The sequence below is a fragment of the Actinomadura sp. ATCC 39365 genome (genome assembly GCF_054392275.1).
In genome coordinates this window covers 7,121,607-7,143,251 of the sequence record NZ_CP184335.1, presented here as the reverse complement: position 1 = coordinate 7,143,251, position 21,645 = coordinate 7,121,607, and the positions used below count along the sequence as shown (strand labels likewise).

Here is a 21,645-nt window from a genome sequence, read left to right as displayed (position 1 = left end):
GTCTACTCCTCCGTGAGGACGCCGTCGGTGATGCGGACCCGGCGTCCGGCCCGGTCGCTCACCTCGGTCTCGTGGGTGATGACGACGACGGTCATCCCTTGGGCGCGCAGCTCGTCGAACAGGTCGAGCACTGCGCCGGTGTTCCTGCTGTCGAGGTTGCCGGTGGGCTCGTCGCACAGCAGCAGCGACGGCTCGCCCAGCAGGGCGCGGGCGATGGCGGCGCGCTGCCGCTCGCCGCCGGACAGCCTGCCGGGCAGGAAGTCCACCCGGTGCGACAGGCGCACCCGGTCGAGGGCCCGCATGGCGCGGTCCCGCCGTCCCGCGCGCGGGGCCGTGCCGTAGACCTCGGCCAGCATGACGTTCTCCAGGACGCTCCGGTGCGGCAGCAGGTGGAAGGACTGGAAGACGAAGCCGATCCGGCCGCCGCGGACGGCGGTGCGCGCCCCTTCCCGCAGCGTGGTGGTCTCGATGCCGTCGAGCCGGTAGCTGCCGCGGGTCGGCCGGTCGAGCAGGCCCAGGGTGTTGAGCAGGGCGGACTTCCCCGACCCCGACGGGCCGACGACCGCCACGTAGTCCGCCCGCTCGACCCGCAGGTCGACCGACGACAGCGCGCGGACGGGCGGGTCGCCGGGGAACTCCTTGGTCAGCTCGCGGAGGTGGATGACCGGCTCAGCCACTGTTGACCACCACCCGCTCGCCCGGTTCGAGGTCGCCGGTCACCTCCACGGCGCCGTCGGCGGACAGGCCGGTGCGCACCTGCACCTCCTCGGTCCGGCCGGGCGCGGTCTCCACCCGCACCCTGGCCCTGCCGTCCGCCGCCGTGACGACCGCCGCGACCGGGACCACGAGCACCTCCCCTCCGGTGGCGCCGATGGTCACGCGGACCGTGACGGGCGCGCCGGCGAGCTCGCGCAGCCCCTTCACGGCGGCGGGCGTGACCGTCACCGGGACGGCGCCCTTCGCGTCGCGCCCCGCGACGGCGGTCACCGTGCCGGGGACGGTCGTGCCGGAGTCGGTCTCGATGCTCGCCGCCAGCCCCGCCTTGACCCGTTCGGCCTCGGCCGCGTCCACCGAGCCGGACACCACGAAGCCGGAGCCGGTGACCGTGGCGACCGCCTTGTCCACCGGCTCGCCCGCCTTGACGGCCGGCTTGTGCAGCCGGACGGGCAGCCGGGGCAGGAAGACGATCTCGCCGGGCGGTACGGTGGTGCCGTAGGTGCGGGAGAACTCGGCCAGCAACGCCCGCGCCGCGGCCAGGTCGCTGCGCGCGTTGGCCACCTTCAGCCTGGCGGGGGAGAGCTGCCTGGCCTGCCTGAGCGCCTGCTCGGCGACGGCCACGGCCTCCCGCGCCACCCGTACGGCCTTCTCCCGCTCGGCCAGCCGTTTCGCCCGCGCGGCCCCGGCCTCCTCCCGCGCGCGGTCCAGCGCCGACCGGGCGGCGGCCAGGTCGGCGCGGGCGTTGGCGACCCGGAGTTCGAGCAGGCGGGTGTCGGCGCGCGGCGTCGCCGTGGGGGCGGCGCTAAGCGCCGTGGACGGCGTGACGGTCGGCGTCGCCCTGGCCTGGGCGAGCTCCTGCTCGGCCGCCAGCAGCCGCTCCTCGGCCGCCCGCACGGAGCTCTCGGCGGCCTCGGCCGCGGCCGCGTCCTCGGCGGTGCGGTCCTGGGCCCGCGCGCTCTTCAGCGCCTGTTCGGCCGCCTTCAGGTCGCGGCGGGCGCCGGTCACCCTGAGCTTCAGCGGGAGCACGTCCATGCCCTGGTCGAGGGCCCTGCTCTCGGTCGCCAGCACTTCCCGCGCGGTCCGTACGGACCGCGCCAGCTCGTCGCGCCGCTGCCGCAGCTCCAGGGTGGGCTGCTGGGCCTCGTAGCCGCGCCGGGCGTAGAAGCGCGACACCGCGGCGACGGTCGCGCCGTCGAACACGCCGGTCACCGGCACACGGTGCCCGAGCCGGCGCAGCGCCTTCTGCACCTGCCGGACGTCGTCCCCCTCGGCGCCGGGGACGATGCCGCGGTGCATCGGCACCCTGCCCGCGAAGACGAACACCGGGCGTCCGTTCACCTCCATCAGCACCGCGCCCTCCACGAGCTTCCCCCGCCGGGGAGCACGGGTGGCCCGCTGGACGGTCTCGCCGCCGCCCACCACCCCGGCCAGCGACACCGGACGGGGGAGCCGTACTCCAGCGTGCCGCTGACGACGACGGTGGCGACCAGCCTGCGCCGCTCCACCTCGACGGTGACCAGCGACGGCACGGGCGGCCTGCGCGCCGCCGCCTCGTCGGCCGGGGAGCGCAGCCGGGTGCCCACCCCCAGCCGGTCCCGGCGACCGCCAGGACCACGGCCAGCACGAGCAGCAACTTGCCGCGAGGGGTGCGCATCACTGCTCTTGGAACCCGTACTTCACCCGGGCCTCGTTGGTGAGCCGCCGTTGCAGGGGGACGAAGGCCGCGTAGAAGTCCTTGCCGCACTCCAGGTCGACCAGCGCCGACCTGATCTCCTTGGCCAGGTACGGCCGGGCCGCGGCGGCCGTGACCTTGCCCGCCTTGCCGAGCCGGTCGGCCTGCTCGCCCCACAGCGTCTGCCCCCGCGCGCCCAGCGCCAGCGGCCGGGCGGAGGTCACCCGCTCGCCCTCGGACTTCAGGCACTCCGCGAACGGCCCGGCCAGCTCCACCAGCTTCGGATCGCCGTCGAGCGCCTTGTCGATGTTCTCGATCTCGGTGCTCATCTGGTCCTGGTAGTCGGTGAGCGAGGTGACCTTCAGGCCGTTGACCTGGCGCAGGGCGCTGACCCGGCACTCGTTCATGGTCTTGAGCCAGGCGTCCCGCCGGGCGCCGGAGAGCCCGGCGAGCGTGGCCTGGTTGGGATCCGGGGCCCGGGTCTCGGTAGGCTTGGGGTAGACGATCGCGGAGAAGACGCCGAAGCCGTTCCTGCTCCGCTCGGCCTTCATCGCCGCGTAGTCGGCCGGGTCGGCGTCGGGCGTCCCCGGCCGGCTGACCGAAGGCGTGTAGGCGAAGCCCTTCTGCTTCATGCAGGTGGCGATGACGGTCTCCCGCTCCCGGAGCTTGCCCGCCCCGGCGTCGCCCCCGCCGGACGCCGGGGCGGCCTGTCCCGCCGGAGCCCCTCCGCAGCCGGTCAGCACCGCCAGACCGAGCAGACCGCACACCAGCACACGCATCAAGGGCTCCTTCACCGTGGGGACGCGCCGCCCTCCGCGACGCCTGGCCACTCTTGAGCCCTTTTCCGTCCGCCCGGCCTTGGCCGGGTATCACCGGGCGCTCGGCCGTGTATCAGCCGTGTATCAGCGCCCGTAGCCAGTCATCAACCCCCACGAGAAAGGGAGAAGAGCCGTGCCGAATCACGTTCTCACCGGCACCCCCGGCGCCGGGAAGACGGCCGTCCTGCGGCTGCTGGAGATCCACGGGCACACCGTCGTCGAGGAGGCGGCGACGGACGTCATCGCCCTCGGCGAGGCGCTCGGCCGCGCGGAGCCCTGGCGCGAGCCCGCCTTCGTCGACGAGGTGGTCGCTCTCCAGCGGCGGCGCCAGGAGGCGTCGCCCGCGGGCGGCGAGGCCACCGTCTTCTTCGACCGTTCGCCGGTCTGCACGCTGGCGCTGAGCCGCTTCCTCGGGTTTCCCACCTCGCGCCTGCTCGCCCGCGAGGTCGAGCGGGTGGTGGGCGGGGGGACGTACGACGGGAAGGTGTTCTTCGTCCGCAACCAGGGATTCGTCCGCGCCACCTCCGCCAGGCGGATCAGCTACGAGGACTCGCTCGACTTCGAGCGCCTGCACGAGCGGACCTACCGCGACCTCGGGTTCGAACTCGTCGAGGTGCCCGCCGCGCCGCTGGCCGACCGTGTCGCGCTGATCGAGCGGGCCGTCAGCCCACCCGGCCGCTCTTGACCAGCGCCCAGCACAGGGAGGCGAACGCGCCGGTGGTGGTGATCGTGCGGACGAGGTTGTAGCCGGCCCACTTGGCCTCGTCGAACGCGCGGCGCACCGCGGCCAGGTCGGCGATCCGGTCCGGGTCGCCGGCCGCCTTGATGGCGTCGTTGAGCGGCACGTTCACGGCCACCGTGAGCACGAAGGCGACCAGGTAGAGCACCAGCGCGACGATGATCCAGGGCAGCACCGCGCGCACGTTCTGGCCGAGGTGCAGCGCGGCCGCCAGGCCCGTGAAGGCCAGCGCGCCGATGAAGCTGAGCATGAACCAGGGATTGAGGATCGCCCGGTCGATGGCCTGGAACGCCCCGACGAACGTGCGGTCGTCGGTCGCGCCGAGTCCACGCATGATGGTGTGCGAGTAGAGCCCGAAGACGCCCGCCGCGAGCCCGGTCGCCATGGTCGCCACGATGAGCACGACGGTGCGCAGAACCGACATCAGTGTGTTTCCCTCCTGGTTTCGCGCCGGACGTCCCGGACGCGCGAGGACAAGTCAACGCGACAGCGGGGGAGCGCGGCCATGGCCGAGACTCTCCCGCCCATACGCCGGGCTCCACGGGGCCGCCCGGCGCCGGGAGGTCAGGACGCGGGCGGGTTCCGGCGGGCGGTGACCAGCGCGAAGGACAGGTACTCCCCCTGGTCGGCCTCGAGCATGGCGATCGTCGCCGTCTCCTGCCGGGCGCGGGCCCACAGCAGCCAGTCGTGCCATCCGCCGTCCTGCAGGCGCGCGGACGTCACCGTGACCAGCTCGGTGATCTCCCATTGGAAGCGCCACCAGTCGGCGGTGTGCCAGGCGATGGCCTCCCAGCCGACCAGCGCCTTGACGTGGGCGGGGATGTGCCCGAGGTCGCGGACCTCGCGGGTCATGCCGGGCGTGGCGACGCCGAGCTGCCCGCCGGGCCGCAGGAAGCGGACCAGGTAGGGCAGGTAGGAGTCGGCCGTGCCGAAGTACTCGAAGGCGTCCACGCTGACGATCGCGTCGAAGGACTCCTGCTCGAACGGCAGCGCGTGCGCCTCGGCCCGTACGGCCCGGACCCGGTCTGCGACGCCCGCCTCGGCGAAGACGGCCGCGGCCTTCTCGGGCGCGACCCACAGGTCGGCGGCCACCACCTCCACCCCGAACTCGCGGGCCAGGAAGACCGAGGTCGCGCCCAGGCCCGAGCCCAGGTCGAGCACCCGCATGCCGGGCCGCAGGTCGAGGTCGCGGGCCAGGTCCTCCAGCAGCCACAGCGGATGGGGGCCCATGTCCAGCCCGAGCACCCATTCCGGGTCGTATTTGGAGGAACGCGGATAGACGTCGGGGCGCACGAGGTCCTGGATCGCTGACACAGCGGGCCATCCCACCACGAAGCCCCCGCCCGTTCAACCGGTTATGTGCCGCCGGGTCCGGATCAGGCGGCGATGACGGCCGCGCCGGCCCGCGCCGCCGCCGCGCCCGGCTCCAGGATCACGCCGAGCACGTCGGCCGCCTCCCGGGCCAGGGCCCGCGAGGCCGCGGCGCTGCCGTCGAGGTCCAATCCGGGTCACCGGGTGAGGTGCGCGAGCAGGGCGCCGGCGGCCGGGTTGGCGGGGACCGGCGCGCGGCCGGCCAGCACGACCGTCCTGGCCGGATCGGGCTGGCGGATGCGGACGGTCGGCAGCCCCTCCCGCTCGGCCACCCGCCGGGGGACGATCGCCACCCCGATCCCGGCGCGCACCAGGTCGACCAGCAGCCGGATCTGGGTGACCTCGCAGGTGATCTGCCGGTGCAGCCCGCACCCGGCGGCCAGCCGGCGCACCGCGGTCTCCAGCCCGGTGCCGGCCTTGAAGTCGACGAACGGCTCCTCCGTCAGCTCCGACAGCAGGGCTCTCTCCGCCCCGGCCAGCCGATGCTCGGACGAGGTCATCAGCACCAGCTCCTCCTCCCAGGAGTCGAACACGGCCAGCCCCGCCGGCAGCTCGGCGCCGTCGAGCGCCAGGTAGGCCAGGTCGAGCTCGCGGGCCAGCAGCGCGTCGAGCAGCCCCGCCACCGGGGCGTCGCGGACCGAGATCTGGATGCCGGGCCGCAGGCGGTGGAAGGCGGCCAGCTCGGCCGGCAGGTCGACGCTGGTGAGCGTCTGGATGGTGCCGATCGCCACCCGGCCGGTGGCCAGCCCGGACACCGCGGACACGGCGTCGGTGGCCGCCGCGGCGTCGGCCAGCAGCGCCCGCGCGGCCGGGAGGAAGGCGTGCCCGGCCGGGGTGAGGACCGGCCGCCGCCCGGTGCGCTCGAACAGGTCGGCGCCGAGCTCGCGTTCGAGCTTGCGGATGGACGTGCTGAGCGCCGACTGCACGATCAGCTCGGCCCGGGCGGCGGCGGTGAAGCTGCCGTGGGTGGTGACGGCGACGAAGTGGCGGAGCTGACGCAGTTCCATCCATCTACGATAGCGATGACTGCCAGCGAGACGATGTGTTGGATCGATCAGTACACGCCAGGACATGCTGGTCCGCATGGAACAACACGTCCCCGCCCTGTGGTCGGCCGCCTACTGCTCCCGCCGTCCCGCCCCGGTCCGGCTCGCCGGGCGGGGGCTGCTGAAGGTTCTCGACTTCGTCCGGGCGCTGGCGCTGGCCGACCACCACACGTTCGTCTCGCACTGAGCGGGTCTCAGCCCGAGTTCTCGCGGTGCCGCAGGAGCAGCAGCGCGATGTCGTCGGTGTGCGGGGCGTGGTCGAGCAGCGTCCCGGCGATTTGCTGGAGCTGCTCGCGCGGGGCGCTGGTCAGGTACGCCGCCAGCGTTCCGATGGCCTCGTCCAGGTCCACGCCCGGCGCCTCGACCAGCCCGTCGGTGTAGAGGGCCAGGACGGCGCCCGGCGGGAACGGCACCTCCACCGTGGCGTACTCGGCGTCGGCGTCGATGCCGAGCAGCAGGCCCGCCGGGATGTCGATGATCTCGGCCGGCATGTTGGGCGGGCGCAGCAGCGGCAGGGGATGACCGGCGTTGGCCGCCCGCAGCGTGCGCAGGCGCAGGTCGAAGTAGATGAGCAGGCAGCTCGTGAACAGGTCGGTGTCCAGGTCCATGAGCAGCCGGTTGGTGTGCTGGAGCACGTCGCCCGGGCTGGCCCCGACGGCGGCGTGGGCGTGGATGGCGGTGCGCACCTGGCCCATGAGCGCCGCGGCCGTCATGTTGTGCCCCTGGACGTCCCCGATGACGGCGGCGGCGGTGGTCTCGTTGAGCCGGATCAGGTCGTAGAAGTCGCCGCCGATGCCGACGCCGCGGGTCGCGGGCACGTACCGGGCGGCCACCTCCAGGCCCGGCATGTCGGGCAGGCTGCCGGGCAGCAGCGAGGTCTGCAGGCTGTGGGCCAGCCGGTCCTTGGTGTCGTAGAGCAGCGCCCGGTCCAGGGCCTGGCCCATCAGCCCGGCCAGCGTGGTCAGCGTCGCGCACTGCTCGGCGGTGAACGGCCGCGGATGGTCGAAGGCCAGCTGGCAGACGCCGAAGGTGTCGTCGGAGACGGTCAGCGGCAGGAAGGCCCAGGCGGCCATCCCGTCGTCCTGGGCGGTCTCGGGGAAGGCCCGGCGCAGCTCGTCCCGGTCGGCGAAGAAGGCGGGCTCGCCCGTGCGGACGACCTGCTCGGCGGGGCTGGGCGCGGCCAGCGTCTGGCCGTCGAACCGCTCCAGCACCTCGGCGACGTAGCCGTGGGAGCCGACGATCCGCATCCGGCCGCTCTCGGCCCTCATGATCGCCATGGCCTGGGCCTTGAACACCGGCATGACGTGGTCGGCGATGAGATCGACGACCTCCCGGACGTTCAGCGCCCGGGTCATCGCCGAGGCCATGTGCAGGAAGTTGTAGAAGACGTCGGCCCGCGGCAGCCCGGAGTTGTCCGGCGTGAAGGCGCGCGCGGGCCGCTGCGCGGACAGATCGGCCGCCGAGGGGGTGATGCGCAGGCTCAGGCCCGTCGGGTCCGGGTGCAGGACGAACTCCAGCTCGTGGCCGTCCGGCCGGCGGGCCGAGCAGGAGGCGACCTGCTGGCCGACCACCGCCGCCCGGCAGCGGTCCTGGAACGCCGGGTCCTTCAGCCACGTCGCCGTCTCCCACAGCGGCGTGCCCAGCAACTCCGAGACGGTGGTGCCGAGCAGGCCGGCGGCGGCCGGGCTGGCGAAGGTGACCACGCCGTCCAGGTCGAGCGCGACGGAGCCGTCCCGCAGCCGGTCCAGGAAGCCGGCCGCGGCCACGGCCTCGTACGGGTCGGGCATCGGCGGCGGCACCGGGGTCAGCACCCGCGGCTCGCCGCCGGGACGCAGCGGACATCCGCTGTCGGCGGCCTGCTCCAGGACGGCCGCCAGGCGCTCGCTCGTGGCGGCGATGACGTCCTGCTCCGGCCCGCTCAGCTCGGACGGCCGCCCGTCCGGCCAGAGCAGGATCCACGAGCCCCACATGCGGGAGTCGCTGTGCAGGGGCGCGGAGGCCGAGGCGAAGGCGTACGGGAAGGCCAGGGCCGTGCCCGGGAAGCGGCGGGCCAGCTCGTGCGCGGTCGGCACCCAGACCAGCTGCCCCTGGCGGACGGCGGCGGCCACGGGCGCCCCGCCGTCCAGCCTGACGATGGTCCACGGCTTGACGAGCTGCGCGGGCAGCCCGATCTCCGCCTCCATCATCAGGACCTGCGGGGAGCCCGTCAGGAGGTACACCGCGCCGATGTGCGCGCCGGTGTCCCGGGCGGCTTGGGCGAGCTGCTCGTCCAGCGCCGAGGTGTACGGCCGGGTCCCCTCGTCGGCGTGGCCGCCCACGGACTACCTCGTTCCGTCCTGCGCTGACGTCGGCGCCGCGTCCCGTTGATCGCCCATAGGACAACTGTAGATATCCGTATTGGGGGTGAAGCTCACCGTTGCCGGATTCTGGTGAAGAGGTGGGACGAATATGAGCTTTCCGGTGGCGGTCCGTCTGGTGGGGCCAATTGGCCGGAACGTGACAAACCGGCGGGGTTCTCGGCCAGTTGATCGCTGTCTACACTCCGGTTCGGACGCCAACCCACCCCGCCGACGGGGAGGGGAGGCGGTCCAGCTCGTCACCCACCGGGGAGGGTCATCGATCTCTCCGGCATGCGCGCGTGGGGGTGACATGACGTCCTCGGCCGGTCCGGCGGGTTCGTGCAGCTCCTCGGCCAGGAGGTCTTTGTGTTGTCCCGTTCGTTCTCATCCCGTTTACGCCGGTTGACATCGTTAGCCGTCGGGCTCGGTGTCGTGCTGACCATGAGCCCGGCCGCGGCGCGGGCCACGCCGGCCCCGCCCGACAAATGGCGGTCGGTGCCGCTCACCGGCGCCGAGGTGGTCGAGGGCGCCAAGTCCCCCACCGGCAAGCTCGCCAAGAGCGACGCGGCGCTGCTGAAGGCCACCTCGCCCGCGCCGGTCAACGTCATGGTCAAGCTGGACTACGACTCGCTGGCCGCCTACCAGGGCGGGCTGGCCGGGCTGCCGGCCACCAGCCCCGCCGTCACCGGCAAGGCCCTCGACACCAGGAGCGCCGAGGCCAGGAAGTACGGCACCCACATCCAGGACGTCGAGAACGCCTTCCTGGGCGAGCTGGCCAAGAAGGTCCCCGGAGCCGTCGTCGGCCAGCGTGTCAGGACCGTCTATGGCGGCATCGCCCTGCGCGTCCCCGGCAACAAGGTGGCCGACGTGCTGCGGCTGCCCGGCGCGGTCGCCGTCCAGGAGGACAAGCCCCAGCAGCTGCTGACCGACTCCAGCCCCGAGTTCATCGGCGCCGACACCATCTACGGCAAGCTCGGCGGCAGCTCCTCCGCGGGCAAGGGCGTGATCGTCGGCGTGCTCGACACCGGCGCCTGGCCCGAGCACCCGTCCTTCGCCGCCGCCCCCGGCCTGCCCGCCCCCGGGCCCACCAAGGACGGCACGCCGCGCGTGTGCAACTTCGGCGACAACCCGCTGACCCCCGCCAGTGACCCGTTCACCTGCAACAACAAGCTCATCGGCGGGCAGCCGTTCATGGAGACCTACAACGCCGTCTACGGCGGCGAGGTCTACGGCGACAGCGCCCGCGACTCCAACGGGCACGGCACCCACACCGCCAGCACGTCCGCGGGCGGCCCGGTCGCCGACGCGAACCCGCTGGGCATCAGCCGCGGCCCGATCCACGGCATCGCCCCGGCCGCCGAGGTGTCGGTCTACAAGGTGTGCGGCGCGCAGGGCTGCTTCCCCTCCGACTCGGCGCAGGCCGTGGCACGGGCCGTCCTGGACGGCGTGCGCGTGATCAACTTCTCGGTCTCCGGCGGCAGCGACCCCTACAGCGACCCGGTCGAGCTGGCCTTCCTCGACGCCTACGCGGCCGGCGTGCTGGTCTCGGCCTCGGCCGGCAACTCCGGGCCCGGCGCCGGCACCACCGACCACCGCGGCCCCTGGGTGACCACCGTGGCCGCCTCCTCGCAGTCCAGGACGTTCCAGTCCACGGTCACGCTGTCCGGCGGCGGCGCCACGGCGACGATCAAGGGCGCGTCCATCACCGCGGGCCTGGCCTCGCCGCTGCCCGTCGTGCTGGCCTCGGCGCCGCCGTACTCGCGCCCGGCGTGCGACGTCCCGGCCCCCGCCGGGATGTTCACCGGGAAGATCGTCGCCTGTGAGCGCACCCCCAACCGCGTGCTGAAGAGCTTCAACGTCAGACAGGGCGGCGCGGCCGGGATGATCCTCTACAACACCTTCCCGTTCGACGTCTTCACCGACGCCCACTGGCTGCCGTCCGTGCAGGTGGACAAGCCCGAGGCCGACACCCTGCTGGCCTTCCTCGCCGCCCACCCCGGCGCCACCGCCTCCTTCACACAGGGCGCCAAGTCCACCTGGCAGGGCGACGCGATGGCGCACTTCTCCTCGCGCGGCCCCGGCGGCGACTTCCTCAAGCCGGACGTCACCGCGCCCGGCCAGCACATCATGGCGGGCATGACGCCGACCCCCGAGTCGCCGCTGGAAGGCCCGCCCGGCAACCTCTACCAGGTCATCTCCGGCACCTCGATGTCCGCGCCGCACGTGACCGGCTCGGCGGCGCTGGTGTTCGCCCTGCACCCCACCTGGACGCCCGGCCAGGTCAAGTCGGCGCTGGAGACCACGGCCAAGACGGCGGTCACCAAGCAGGACAGGACCACCCAGGCCGACCCGTTCGACATGGGCGGCGGGCGCATCGACCTGACCAAGGCCGGTGACCCCGGACTGACCCTGGACCAGGACGCCGCCGGCTTCGTCGCCTCGGCCACCGACCCGCTCAACCGGATCGACCTCAACCTGCCCTCGGTGAACGCGCCCACCATGCCCGGCGTGATCACCGCCAAGCGCACCGTCACCAACACCACCGGCTCGTCGCTCACCTTCACCGCCTCCGGCACCACCGTGAGCGGAGCCACCGTCGCCGTGCTGCCGCCGCTGTTCACCGTCGCGCCCGGCAAGAGCGCCAAGCTGAGCATCGTCGTCACCGCGCCGGAACTGCCCGACGGCCAGTACTTCGGCCAGGTCAACCTCAAGCAGGTCGGCGGCTCGCGCGCGCTGCACCTGCCGGTGGCGTTCTACCGCAAGCAGGGCGCGGTGCCGGTCGAGCAGACCTGCGCCCCGGACACCATCGCCAGGAACACCGGCGAGTCCACCTGCACGGTCACCGTACGCAACACCACGTACGAGGACGCCGAGGTGACCGCGCTCAGCACCCTGGACGCCCGCCTGCGCCTCAACAGCGTCACGGGCGCGACCAAGGTCGGCACCCAGGTCGCCACCACCAAGGCGACGCTGGCCGCCACCCAGCCCGCCCGGCCGGCGATCGCGCCCGGCGCCGGACCGGCCGGCTACATCCCGCTGGACGCCTTCGGCGTCACGCCCACCCCGATCGGCGACGAGCAGGCGCTCAACTTCACCGTGCCCGCCTTCCAGTTCGCCGGACGCAGCTACACCCGGCTCGGCGTCACCTCCGACGGCTACAGCGTCGCGGGCGGGGCCACCGGCGACGACGTCTCGCCGACGCCGCAGACGCTGCCCAATCCGGCGCGGCCCAACGGCGTGCTCGCCCCGTACTGGACCGACCTGGACGGCACCGCCGCGCCGGGCGTCCTGGCCACGATCCTGACCGACGGGGTCAACGACTGGCTGGTGGTGGAGTGGCGGCTGAACCTCTACGGCACCACCGACCTGAAGGTCTTCCAGCAGTGGATCGGCCTCAACGGCACGGAGGACGTCAGCTACGCCTACGACCCGGGGAACCTGCCCGGCTCGCCGCCCGCCGGTTACGGCCTGACGGTCGGCGCCGAGAACGCCGAGGGCACCGGCGGCGCCCAGATCTCCGGGCCGCCCACCCAGGATCTGGTCGTCACCAGCACGCCGGGGGCGCCCGGCGGCAGCCTGACGTACTCGATGAAGGTCAAGGGGGTGAGCGCGGGGGTCGGTAAGATCACGACCGTCACCTCGACCCCGCAGGTCAAGGGGATCACCGTCGAAGTGGACAAGATCACCGTCCAGTGACCCGCCGGTGGCCGCGGGCGGCACACCCGTCCGCGGCCACCGCGCCGTTCGCGCAGGTTGCGCCGCCGAGCTCACGGCCGGGCGGCGGGTCTTCCGGATCGCCCTGGTCTCGGCGCACCTCGCGGTGGCCGTCGTGGCGGCGCTCAGGCTTGCCGGACTGCTCCGCCCGCGCGCTCCTGACGTTCTCCTAGTGGGCGGACTCGTACTTCTCGACCACCGAGGCGGCGATCCGGCCGCGCTCGCTGACGGGCAGGCCGTTGGCCTTGGCCCACTGCCGGATCTCCGAAGACTTCTCCCGGCTCAACGCGCGGCTGCCGGTGACGGCCGCCCGGCGCCCGCGCGCACCGCGATCCACGCGAACAGGACGGGCCTTCACGATGAAGGGCGCCAGTGCTTTCCGCAGCGCGTCCGCCTTCTCCTCATGAAGGTCAATCTCGTAGCTGCTGCCATCGAGTGCAAAGACGACGGTCTCATGAGCCTCCCCACCGTCTACATCGTCGATGAGAATCTCTTGAATCTGCTTAGCCATGGTGGCACTCCATGCTCGATACGGTTGTTGCGTACTGTAGCGCCCTTCAGTAGCGTGCGGGCAACTTACCTCGGCCCGGCGCCGGTGAACGAGGAGAACTCGCCGGGCACACCGCCTGTCAAAGGCATTTCAAACGCGGCCGGAACCGCGCGTGCCCGGGGTGTCACGGCGGCGGCCTTGCGTATCTAACCTGCGAATGCCCACGTCATGTTCCTGGTCGCAGGGCGGGCGGGTGGCCGCGGTGGACACCGGGTCGCCCCGCGCGCGCACGCGGACGGGGCAGGCGTGGGAAGGCGGCAGCCGTGGCGGCGCGCATCTTATCGAAGATGAATTCAAAGGTGTGCTTCAATGTGTCCGCGCCGCTCCGGCGTGCGTGTCGCCGTCGCTTCCCGGCTTCGGCGCACGGTTTTCCGGCGCTCCGCGAGCTGTGCGCCGGCCGGGGCCCTATGGCGTCAACTCCGGGCAAGCCGCAGAAGTGCAACTGCGAATGGGACGGGCCCCGGCCGCCTTCTGTCCGTTTATTTCCGGCCGATTTATCGGCGACGGGACGGGCCGGGGCGCGTGACAATGGGCCCATGCGTTACCTGGATGCGGCGGACCCGCTGGCGGCGTCGGCGGCGGAGGCCGTGCGGCTCGGTGACCTCGACGGCGTGCGGCGTCTGCTGGCCGGGCATCCCGAGCTGGCCCGCGTCCGGCTGGGCGAGGCGGGCGGGGCGTCCCGGACCCTCCTGCACGTCCTCACCGACTGGCCGGGCCACGTGCCGCGCGGTCCCGCCGTCGTACGGGAGCTTGTGGCGGCCGGGGCTGAGGTGGACGCCCGCTTCGCCGGCCCGCACGCCGAGACGCCGCTGATGTGGGCCGCGAGTTGCGACGACGTCCCCGTGCTCGACGCCCTGCTGGACGCCGGAGCCGATGTCGAGGCCACCGGCGCGGTGATCGGCGGCGGCACGGCGCTGTCGGACGCGTGCGCGTTCGCCCAGTGGGACGCCGCCCGCCGCCTCGTCGAGCGCGGCGCGTCCACGCGGTTGTGGGAGGCCGCCGCCCTCGGGCTCATGGACCGGGTCGCGGCGGCGTTCGAGGCCGGGACGCCGTCGCGGGCGGAGGTGACGCAGGGGTTGTGGGCGGCCTGCCACGGCGGGCGGTCGCAGGCCGCGGCGTTCCTCCTGGAGCGCGGCGGCGACCTCGGCTGGGTGGGCTACGACGAGCTCACCCCGCTGGACGCCGCCCGCCGCGCCGGCGCCGACGACCTGGCGGCCTGGCTCACGGCACACGGCGCCCGCCCGGGCCCCCGGCACCCCGCCGGCTGACCCCCGCTCAGGCCCAGGCGCCCCGCCGGCCGGCCCCGGCTCAGGCGCCCGCGTCGCGCGCGGTCTCGGTGGCGCGGGTGAGGAGGGCGCGGCGTTCCTGGTCGCTGTGGGCGACGGCGGCGGCCCGCCGGAACAGCGCCGCCGCGCGGCCCGGGTCGCCGTCGCGGGCGGTGAGGTCGGCCTCGGCGGCGATGGCCAGCGGATGGCCGTCGAGCTCGGCGCGGGAGCGCTCCAGCAGCGCGAGCCCGGCCCGCGGCCCGTGGGCGTACCCGTGCGCGACGGCCCGGTTGAGCTCCACCACGGGCGTGGGGTGGAGCAGGGCCAGCTCGTCGTAGCAGCGGGCGATCCGCGACCAGTCGGTGCCGGGCAGCGAGGACGCCGTGGCGTGGCAGGCGGCGATGCGGGCCTGGAGCCCGTACGGGCCGCCGCCCTCGACGGATGCCAGCAGGGCGAGCCCCTCGCCGATCGCGGCCCGGTCCCAGCGGGAGCGGTCCTGCCGATCGAGGGGAACCAGGTCGCCGGCGGCGTCGCGGCGGGCGTCCCGGCGGGAGTGCTGCAGGAGGAACAGCGCCAGCAGCGCCGTCACCTCCTCCTGCTCCGGCATGAGCCGCCGCAGCAGCCGCGCCAGCCGGATCGCCTCCTCGGCGAACGCGGGCTCGCCGCCGGCGTCGTACCCTTGCGTGAACAGCAGGTAGAGGACGGCCAGCACCCCGGGCAGCCGCTCGGCCAGCGCCGCCCCCCGCGGCACCCGGTACGGGATGCCCGCCTCGGAGATCTTCCGCTTGGCCCTGGTCAGCCGCCGGGTCATCGCCGACTCGGTGACCAGGAAGGCGCGGGCGAGGTCGGCGGTGGGCACCCCGCAGATCGTCCGCAGCGTCAGCGCCACCCGCGACTCCAGCGCCAGCGCCGGATGGCAGCACGTGAAGACGAGCCGCAGCCGGTCGTCCACGACCTCCTCCTCCCGCCCGTCGCCGGGCCCGTCCTGGACGGTCAGGGCGAGCGCCGCCAGCTCGGCCAGCTTGCGGCGCTCGATCGAGACGCGGCGCAGCGCGTCGATCGCGCGGTTGCGCGCCACCGTCATGAGCCAGCCGCCCGGGTTGGACGGCACGCCCTCCTCCGGCCACCGCCGCACGGCCAGCGCCAGCGCCTCCCGGGCGCAGTCCTCGGCGAGGGTCCAGTCGCCGGTGACCCGGATGAGGGCGGCGACGATCCGCGGGTACGCCTCCGCCGCCGCCTCCTCCAGGTGTGCTCTCACTGCTCGAAATCGGCGAACGGCCGCAGCTCCAGCCGTCCGTGCCTGGCCATCGGATGGGTGCGGGCGACTTCGACGGCCTCGTCGAGGTCGGCGCATTCGAGCAGGTCGAAGCCCACGATCACCTCCTTGGTCTCGGCGAACGGCCCGTCGGACAGGACCAGCTCGCCGCGGCGCACGCGCACGGTGGTCGCGGCCGAGTCCGGCGCCAGCACCGCGCCGCGCACCCGCCGCCCGCGGGCGTCGTTCTCGGCCACCCACGCCTCGACGTCGGGCAGGTTCTCCTGGTCGGTGTCGGGCTCGGTGTCGGTGCAGACGAACATCATGTACTTCATCTCGTGCTCCTCGGTCGGACGGCGTCTCACCATGGTGACGAACGGGACCGACGGAACCGGACGGCGTCCTCGAAGATTTTCGCGGAGAGAGAAGGAGAGTCAGGCCGGCACGACGTGGCGCGCGTCCAGGCGGCCGGCCGGGCGGCGGGTCCGCAGGTCGAGGGTCAGCAGCGAGCCGAGCCCGGTCTGCTCCAGCAGGACCTCGTCGCAGAGCTGCTGGATGACCCACAGGCCGTACCCATGGGAGGCGGTCGGGTCGAGGCGGGCCGAAGCCAGGTGCTCGTGGGTGAGCCGGCCGGCGACGTCGAGGATCTCGACGACCACGCCGTCGGCGCTGCCGCGGGAGGTCACCATGCCGGTCCGGCCGCCGTGGTCGAGCACGTTGGTGACCGCCTCGTTGACCGCCACCACCAGGTCCTCCAGCCGGTCGCCGGGCAGCCCGCAGTGGCGGCCGTGGACGCGGATCAGGTCCCTGATGAGGGCAAGGTCAGTGCTGATGGGGCACTGCAGCTCGAACTGAAGGGTCATGATCGTCTCGCGTGGCGGGGTCGGATGGGGTGGCGGGCCGGTCTCCAGCTTTCCCATCGGCGGCCACTCAAACGTGTACCGCCGCCGTTCGCGAGTCGGCGGCATGAGGGGCGCAGGACCGGGTAGCGCCATAAGTGCAGAAACTTCCGGCACTCCCACGGTCCCGAGACGAACCCGGAGGCTGACGAATGCGGCATGGCGACGGCGACCAGAGCACGGGCATCGACCATCGCAAGGGGAGCGGGCAGATCACGGGAAGCGGCGGGCTGGGCAGGGCCGCGTTGTGGCCGGCCTCGGTGCTGACCGCGGCGGTGACCGCCGACCTGCTGCGGCGCCGGTTCGCGCCGGCCCGGCTGCGGCTGGCGGAGGCCGCGACCGGCCTGCTCGAACGTACGGGCGTGCGCCCAGCCAGGCCGCGCCTCACCGATCGGGAGCGGCTGGACCGCCAGTTGCTGACCTGGCGCCAGGCCCATCCGGAGACCCCGTGGCCCACCGGCCGCATGGGCCCGGCCGGGACCGGCGGCGGCTGACCCGGCGCCCCCGTGAAGGACCTGCGGGCGCCCGGAACAGCCGGGCCCCGTAGGGTCCGGGGACGCCCGGGTCAGGCAGGGCCGGCGGCGCTCCGGCGGGCCGTCTCGGCGATCGCCCGGAGCGCGTCGAGGTGCCCGGCCAGCGCGCGGCGGCCCTCCTGGGTCAGGGAGAGCCACGTGCGGGGGCGCTTGCCGACGTAACCCTTGCGCACGTGCACGTAGCCGGCCTCCTGGAGGGCGGAGACGATCCGGCTGACGCTGGCGTCGGAGATCTCGGCGTAGTCGCGGACCGCGGCGAACTCCGCCTCAAGCGCGCCCGACAGGAACGCCATGACGGTCAGCCTGGTGGGGTGCTGGATGACCTCGTCCAGCCGGGGGTCAGTGGTCATGTCCGTCCCGTGCCGTGACCGCCCACAGCGCGGCCCCGCCCAGCACGGCGGCGCACGCCGCGCCCGCGCCGTGCCCGAACGGGACGGCGGCGAGCCAGCCCAAGCCGTAGGCGGCGGCGGGGGCGAGCTGGTTCGCCAGCCGACGGGGGAGTGGGCCGCCCGGCAGGGTGACGACCCCGCCGCGGCTGATCACCGCCGCGTGCACGGCCAGGAAGGCCACCAGGGCCACGATTCCCGCCGCCATCACCGGGACCTGCTGCGCCCAGGGCCCGGTCAGCAGCCCGAAACCGGCCGCGAACAGCAGCCCGCGCGCCGGGGCGAACCAGCCGGGAGCGGCCGGCCGCGAACGGGCCGCGGCCCGCGCCGCCTCGGCCGCCAGCAACGCCTGCCGGGCGGCGTGGGCATCGACGTGATCGCGCATCGGGCCTCCTCGGTAGAAGTACTTTCACCGTAGCATCTACTTTTGCCTCGCAAAAGTGACTCAGCCGGCTCCCGAAACTGTCGGACGCCGGTAGGTGCGATCTCCAGCTCCAGATGCCGAACGCCCTCCGGAGCCTGCGCGGCCGTGCCCACCGTCCAGACCCAGCGGGGCACGCCCCCGAAGCCGCCACCACCAGTCCGGGCTTCCAGGCGGCCCGTCCGGCCGGCGACACCGCGCTCCCGTCCGGGTACGCCTGCGCCTGAACGGCCGCCGCGCCTACGCATGGCCCGCGTGCAGGTGGGAGCGCTCGCCGTCGTGGTCGAAGATGGTGAGCAGCTCCACGGGCCCGTCGTGGGCGCCGACGGCGTGCGGGGTCATGGTCGAGAACTCGGCCGCGTCGCCCGCCGGCACCAGGACGGTCCGCTCGCCGAGCAGCAGGCGGGCCGTCCCGGACAGGACGGTGAACCATTCGCGCCCGGGATGCGCCTGCGGTTCGAGCGGCCGGTCGGGGGTGATGCGCAGCTTGGCCACCGTGACGCCGTGCAGCGAACGTTCCCGGGACAACAACCACACGGTCATCCCCGGGTGGTCGCAGGGGAGCGGCCGGATCACCACGTCGTCGTCCTCGGTGGACTCGACGAGCTGGTCGAGCGTCGTGCCGAGGGCCCGCGCGATGGGGACGAGCTGGTCGAGGGCGATCCGGCGGTGGCCGGTCTCGATGCGGCTCAGGTTGGACGGGCTCAGCCGGCACCGCGCGGCCAGGGCGTCGAGCGACCAGCCCCGGGCCAGCCGCAGGCCGCGGATGCGCCGGCGGACCACGGCGTCCAGGTCGACTTCTTGCGTCATAGGCAAGAGTGTATGCCGCACGCGCAGGAGCCCCTTACGGTGAGGGCATGGAAGCACATCCCCACCACGGACATCACCATGGCGACGTCTCAGCCGTGGCCGACCTGCTCGACCTGGACGCCGAAGTGCTCGGGCCGTTCCTGGACGAGCTGACCGCCTGGGTCGGCGAGCAGGCCGCCCGGCCCCCGCGGACGGTCGCCGACCTGGGCGCCGGCACCGGAACCGGCACGCTGGCCCTGGCCCGGCGGTTCGCCGCCGCCGAGATCGTCGCGGTCGACCGGTCGCCGGTCATGCTCGACCGGCTGCGCGCGGCGGCGCTCGGCCAGGGGCTGGGGGAGCGGGTGCGGGTGCTCCAGGTCGACCTGGACGCGGCCCTGCCGCCGCTCGGCACGCCCGACCTGGTGTGGGCGGCGGCGTCGCTGCACCACGTCGAGGACCCGGCGCGCGTGCTCCGCGAGGTGCACGCCGCGCTGCGCCCCGGCGGGCTGCTGGCGGTCGTCGAGATGGACGGCATGCCGCGCTTCCTGCCCGACGCGGCCGGGGCGGCGCTGGAGGCGCGCTGCCGGGAGGCGCTGGCGGGCAGCGGCCCGGACCCGTACCCGGACTGGGGGCCGTTCCTGGCGGCGGCCGGGTTCGAGGTGGCCGCGCGGCGCGACTTCCCGATCGAGGTGCGCCCGGCGCCGCCGGGCGCCGTCCGCTACGCGCGGGCCGTGCTGAGCGGCTACCGGTCGCGGCTCGCCGGGCGGCTGGCCGCCGACGACCTCGCCGCCCTCGACCGGCTGCTCTCCGGCGACTCGCCGGAGTCGCTCCGCCATCGCGAGCTCGTCGTGCGCGGCACCAGGACCGCCTGGGCGGCCCGCCGCCCCTGACCCGCCCCGACCCGCGGAGCCCGGATGCTGCCCGCGGGACCGATACGTTGGGGTGCGTGACGACTGCACCCATTGGCACCCCCCAGGTCGTTCGTCCGGAGGCGTCCAGGCTCGCCTGGCTGGACGCCCTGCGCGGCATCGGCGCGCTCGCCGTCGTGGGCGAGCACCTGACCACCTGGGCCATGCCCTGGCTGCGCCCGACCTTCTTCAACCTGGGTGTGTACGGCGTCCTGGTGTTCTTCCTGGTCAGCGGCTACATCATCCCGTCGTCACTGGAACGGCACGGCGACGTGCGCGCCTTCTGGATCGGCCGCGCCTTCCGGCTCTACCCGCTCTACCTCGCCGTCATCGCCGTGGTCCTGGCCCTGTCCTGGTGGATCCCGGTACGCGCGGAGGTGCCCAGGGACGTCTCCTCGGCCGCGGCGCACGCCACGATGCTGCTGGACGTCGTCGGCGTCGCCGGGGTGATGAACACGATGTGGACGCTCTCCTACGAGATGGTCTTCTACCTGATGGTCACCGCCCTGTTCGTGACCGGCGTCCGGGACCGGCGCGGCCTGGTCGCCGTCGCGTTCGGGGTGACCGCGGTCGTGGCGGGCCTCGCGCTGAGCGCGGCGCCGCTGACCGGCGGCTGGCTGGCGTGGGTGTCGTTCGCGGTGTTCGCCGCCGGGCTGGCCTGCGTCGTCTCCGGGCGGCTGCGCAACGTGGCGGCGTGCGCGCTCGGCGTCATAGCCCTGGCCCTGCTGCTGCTGAGCAGCCGCGTCCCGTGGTTCGGGGCGGCGATCCTCGCGGTCATGTTCACCGGCACGGCGATCCGCCGGTGGGAGAGCGGCCAGGGCTCCCTGTGGCCGGTGGCCCTGGCCGCCTCGCTGGTGACGGTCGCCCCCGTCCGGGCGCTCAGCGCCGGGTGGTGGTGGGTGCAGCCGGACGTGTGGGGGACGACCGTCGCGCTGGCCGGGCTCACGTTCGCGGCCGGTCTGGCCTGGCGGGCCCGCCGGGTGCCCGCCGTGCTCACCTGGCTCGGGCTGATGAGCTACTCCCTCTACCTGGTGCACCTGCCGGTGCTCCTCGTGGTGATGGAGGTGGCGGGGGAGATGCGCTGGTCGCCGCTGCCCCTGCAGATCGGCGTCAGCGTGCTCTTCCTCGCCCTCGTGCTGCCGGGCAGCCGGCTGACCTACCGTTTCCTCGAACGCCCGATGCAGCGGCTCGGCCGCCGCCTGACCGCCTCCTAGGGGCTCCTACCGGCGCGGGTCGAGCACGAGCTTGCCGGTCGTACGCCGTTCCCTGAGCTCCGCGTGCACCTGCCGCACCTCCGACATCGGACGGTCCCCGCCCGCGACCACCCGCAGCCCGCCCGCGATCACCTGCGCCGCCATCTCCGCGTACGCCCCGGCCAGGACGGCGGGCCGCTGGAAGGCGTTGAGCAGCCAGAAGCCGCTGACGGTCGCCGAACGGGGCTGCAGCGCGCGCGGCGAGACCGGCTGCGGCTCCACCCCGCCCGCCATCCCGTAGAAGGCGAGCCGGCCGAACGGCGCCAGCGCCGCCAGGCTCTGGTCGGTGACCCGGCCGCCGGTCATCTCCAGGACCACGTCCACGGGCTCGCCGCCGTTGGCCGCGCGCAGCGCCGCGGTGAGGTCGTCGGCGGCCGGGTCGACGGCGGTGTCCGCGCCCAGCGACAGGGCGAGCTCCCGCTTGGCGGGCGTGCTCGCCGTGGCGATCACCCGGCCCGCGCCCGCCGCCCTGGCCAGCTGCACCGCCAGCGAGCCGACGCCGCCCGCCGCCGCGTGCACGACCACGCTCTCCCCGGCCTGGACCCGGCCGGTGTGGCGGACCAGCCACCACGCGGTCAGCCCCTGGGCCAGCAGGGCCAGCGCCGCGACGTCGTCGAGCTCCTCGGGCACCGGGAAGGCGGACGCCTGCGGGATCGCGGCCTTCTCGGCGTACCCGCCGCGCTCCAGCATGGCGGCCAGGCGGCGGCCGTCGGCGGTCCTGCCGACGACCTCGCCGCCCGGGACGACCGGCAGCGTGGTCGCGGCCAGGTAGGCGTTCTCGCGCACCAGCGTGTCGGCGAAGTTCACGCCGCAGCGCGAGACGTCCACGACGACCTGGCCGGGGCCGGGCACCGGCTCGTCCACCTCCCGCACCCGCACGACCTCGGGACCGCCGAACTCGGTGATCTGCACGGCTCGCATGACAACTCCAATGGGATCTAGTTCCAAATGGTACTGAGTACCATAAGGG

Annotated in this window: 24 protein-coding genes; 7 read left to right on the top strand and 17 right to left on the bottom strand. The window is 74.0% G+C overall.

All coding sequences use genetic code 11. From position 1 onward, the window contains the following. Positions 1-2: 2 nt before the first annotated feature. From ACNF49_RS34855 to ACNF49_RS34840, 4 genes are all read right to left on the bottom strand, one after another. Entirely contained in the window at positions 3-677 is a 675-nt protein-coding gene (locus ACNF49_RS34855; RefSeq protein WP_482940221.1) for an ABC transporter ATP-binding protein, read from the bottom strand. Next, complete coding sequence (locus ACNF49_RS34850) at positions 670-2,061, bottom strand: peptidoglycan-binding protein (protein ID WP_482945627.1); 1,392 nt, start codon at positions 2,059-2,061, stop codon at positions 670-672. The genes ACNF49_RS34855 and ACNF49_RS34850 overlap by 8 nt, the downstream gene beginning before the upstream one ends. Further along, complete coding sequence (locus ACNF49_RS34845; RefSeq protein WP_482940220.1) at positions 2,061-2,300, bottom strand: hypothetical protein; 240 nt, start codon at positions 2,298-2,300, stop codon at positions 2,061-2,063. Before ACNF49_RS34845 ends, ACNF49_RS34850 begins: the two co-directional genes overlap by 1 nt. Positions 2,301-2,370: 70 nt before the next feature. Beyond that, positions 2,371-3,168, bottom strand: a complete 798-nt coding sequence (locus ACNF49_RS34840) for a hypothetical protein (RefSeq protein WP_482940219.1) — start codon at positions 3,166-3,168, stop codon at positions 2,371-2,373. A 172-nt stretch (positions 3,169-3,340) separates the two neighbouring features. Between ACNF49_RS34840 and ACNF49_RS34835 the strand changes: the two genes are divergently transcribed. Further along, the gene (locus ACNF49_RS34835) at positions 3,341-3,892 is read left to right on the top strand and encodes an AAA family ATPase (RefSeq protein WP_482940218.1); all 552 of its coding nucleotides are present in this window, start codon (positions 3,341-3,343) and stop codon (positions 3,890-3,892) included. On the opposite strand, the gene ACNF49_RS34830 is transcribed toward ACNF49_RS34835, so the two are convergent. The 4 genes from ACNF49_RS34830 to ACNF49_RS34815 form a co-directional block, all read right to left on the bottom strand. Next, positions 3,870-4,370, bottom strand: coding sequence for an anthrone oxygenase family protein (locus tag ACNF49_RS34830; RefSeq protein ID WP_357969597.1), 501 nt, complete (start codon positions 4,368-4,370; stop codon positions 3,870-3,872). The genes ACNF49_RS34835 and ACNF49_RS34830 overlap by 23 nt on opposite strands. Positions 4,371-4,510: 140 nt before the next feature. After that, on the bottom strand, positions 4,511-5,260 hold the full coding sequence (locus ACNF49_RS34825) for an SAM-dependent methyltransferase (protein WP_357969600.1): 750 nt from the start codon (positions 5,258-5,260) through the stop codon (positions 4,511-4,513). A 62-nt stretch (positions 5,261-5,322) separates the two neighbouring features. Next, entirely contained in the window at positions 5,323-5,448 is a 126-nt protein-coding gene (locus ACNF49_RS34820) for a hypothetical protein (protein ID WP_482940217.1), read from the bottom strand. A 6-nt stretch (positions 5,449-5,454) separates the two neighbouring features. Then, positions 5,455-6,324, bottom strand: a complete 870-nt coding sequence (locus tag ACNF49_RS34815; protein ID WP_482940216.1) for a LysR family transcriptional regulator — start codon at positions 6,322-6,324, stop codon at positions 5,455-5,457. Positions 6,325-6,400: 76 nt separating this feature from the next. Here ACNF49_RS34815 and ACNF49_RS34810 point away from each other — a divergent pair, with 76 nt between their 5' ends. Beyond that, positions 6,401-6,550 carry a hypothetical protein gene (locus ACNF49_RS34810; protein ID WP_357969608.1) on the top strand — a complete coding sequence of 50 codons (150 nt, stop codon included), beginning with the start codon at positions 6,401-6,403 and terminating at the stop codon, positions 6,548-6,550. 7 nt (positions 6,551-6,557) lie between these two features. On the opposite strand, the gene ACNF49_RS34805 is transcribed toward ACNF49_RS34810, so the two are convergent. Next, positions 6,558-8,681, bottom strand: coding sequence for a SpoIIE family protein phosphatase (locus tag ACNF49_RS34805; protein ID WP_357969611.1), 2,124 nt, complete (start codon positions 8,679-8,681; stop codon positions 6,558-6,560). 423 nt (positions 8,682-9,104) lie between these two features. On the opposite strand from ACNF49_RS34805, the gene ACNF49_RS34800 reads away from it, so the two are divergent. Further along, positions 9,105-12,398, top strand: a complete 3,294-nt coding sequence (locus ACNF49_RS34800) for a S8 family serine peptidase (protein ID WP_357969614.1) — start codon at positions 9,105-9,107, stop codon at positions 12,396-12,398. 187 nt (positions 12,399-12,585) lie between these two features. On the opposite strand, the gene ACNF49_RS34795 is transcribed toward ACNF49_RS34800, so the two are convergent. Next, entirely contained in the window at positions 12,586-12,927 is a 342-nt protein-coding gene (locus tag ACNF49_RS34795; RefSeq protein WP_357969617.1) for a histone-like nucleoid-structuring protein Lsr2, read from the bottom strand. Positions 12,928-13,502: 575 nt separating this feature from the next. Here ACNF49_RS34795 and ACNF49_RS34790 point away from each other — a divergent pair. Then, entirely contained in the window at positions 13,503-14,234 is a 732-nt protein-coding gene (locus tag ACNF49_RS34790; RefSeq protein WP_482940215.1) for an ankyrin repeat domain-containing protein, read from the top strand. Between the two features lie 40 nt (positions 14,235-14,274). Here ACNF49_RS34790 and ACNF49_RS34785 read toward each other — a convergent pair whose 3' ends face one another. The 3 genes from ACNF49_RS34785 to ACNF49_RS34775 form a co-directional block, all read right to left on the bottom strand. Next, the gene (locus ACNF49_RS34785; protein ID WP_482940214.1) at positions 14,275-15,489 is read right to left on the bottom strand and encodes an RNA polymerase sigma factor; all 1,215 of its coding nucleotides are present in this window, start codon (positions 15,487-15,489) and stop codon (positions 14,275-14,277) included. Beyond that, on the bottom strand, positions 15,486-15,821 hold the full coding sequence (locus tag ACNF49_RS34780; RefSeq protein WP_357969625.1) for a YciI family protein: 336 nt from the start codon (positions 15,819-15,821) through the stop codon (positions 15,486-15,488). The genes ACNF49_RS34785 and ACNF49_RS34780 overlap by 4 nt, the downstream gene beginning before the upstream one ends. Before the next feature lie 99 nt (positions 15,822-15,920). Beyond that, positions 15,921-16,349 carry an ATP-binding protein gene (locus ACNF49_RS34775; protein ID WP_357969628.1) on the bottom strand — a complete coding sequence of 143 codons (429 nt, stop codon included), beginning with the start codon at positions 16,347-16,349 and terminating at the stop codon, positions 15,921-15,923. A gap of 188 nt (positions 16,350-16,537) precedes the next feature. Between ACNF49_RS34775 and ACNF49_RS34770 the strand changes: the two genes are divergently transcribed. Then, positions 16,538-16,879: a hypothetical protein gene (locus tag ACNF49_RS34770; protein ID WP_357969631.1), complete on the top strand. Its 342-nt coding sequence runs from the start codon at positions 16,538-16,540 to the stop codon at positions 16,877-16,879. Positions 16,880-16,950: 71 nt separating this feature from the next. Here the strand turns inward: ACNF49_RS34770 and ACNF49_RS34765 are convergent, their stop codons facing one another. The 3 genes from ACNF49_RS34765 to ACNF49_RS34755 form a co-directional block, all read right to left on the bottom strand. Beyond that, a complete protein-coding gene (locus ACNF49_RS34765; RefSeq protein ID WP_357969634.1) occupies positions 16,951-17,268 on the bottom strand; it encodes a transcriptional regulator in 318 nt (105 codons plus the stop codon). Continuing rightward, a complete protein-coding gene (locus tag ACNF49_RS34760; protein ID WP_482940213.1) occupies positions 17,258-17,689 on the bottom strand; it encodes a hypothetical protein in 432 nt (143 codons plus the stop codon). The genes ACNF49_RS34765 and ACNF49_RS34760 overlap by 11 nt, the downstream gene beginning before the upstream one ends. Positions 17,690-17,965: 276 nt before the next feature. After that, complete coding sequence (locus ACNF49_RS34755) at positions 17,966-18,535, bottom strand: helix-turn-helix domain-containing protein (RefSeq protein WP_482940212.1); 570 nt, start codon at positions 18,533-18,535, stop codon at positions 17,966-17,968. Positions 18,536-18,582: 47 nt separating this feature from the next. On the opposite strand from ACNF49_RS34755, the gene ACNF49_RS34750 reads away from it, so the two are divergent. After that, on the top strand, positions 18,583-19,404 hold the full coding sequence (locus tag ACNF49_RS34750; RefSeq protein WP_482940211.1) for a class I SAM-dependent methyltransferase: 822 nt from the start codon (positions 18,583-18,585) through the stop codon (positions 19,402-19,404). 56 nt (positions 19,405-19,460) lie between these two features. Next, positions 19,461-20,636 (top strand): acyltransferase family protein, encoded by a 1,176-nt coding sequence (locus ACNF49_RS34745; RefSeq protein ID WP_482940210.1) that lies wholly within the window; start codon positions 19,461-19,463, stop codon positions 20,634-20,636. A gap of 6 nt (positions 20,637-20,642) precedes the next feature. Here the strand turns inward: ACNF49_RS34745 and ACNF49_RS34740 are convergent, their stop codons facing one another. After that, positions 20,643-21,596 carry a quinone oxidoreductase family protein gene (locus ACNF49_RS34740; RefSeq protein WP_482940209.1) on the bottom strand — a complete coding sequence of 318 codons (954 nt, stop codon included), beginning with the start codon at positions 21,594-21,596 and terminating at the stop codon, positions 20,643-20,645. Positions 21,597-21,645 lie beyond the last annotated feature (49 nt).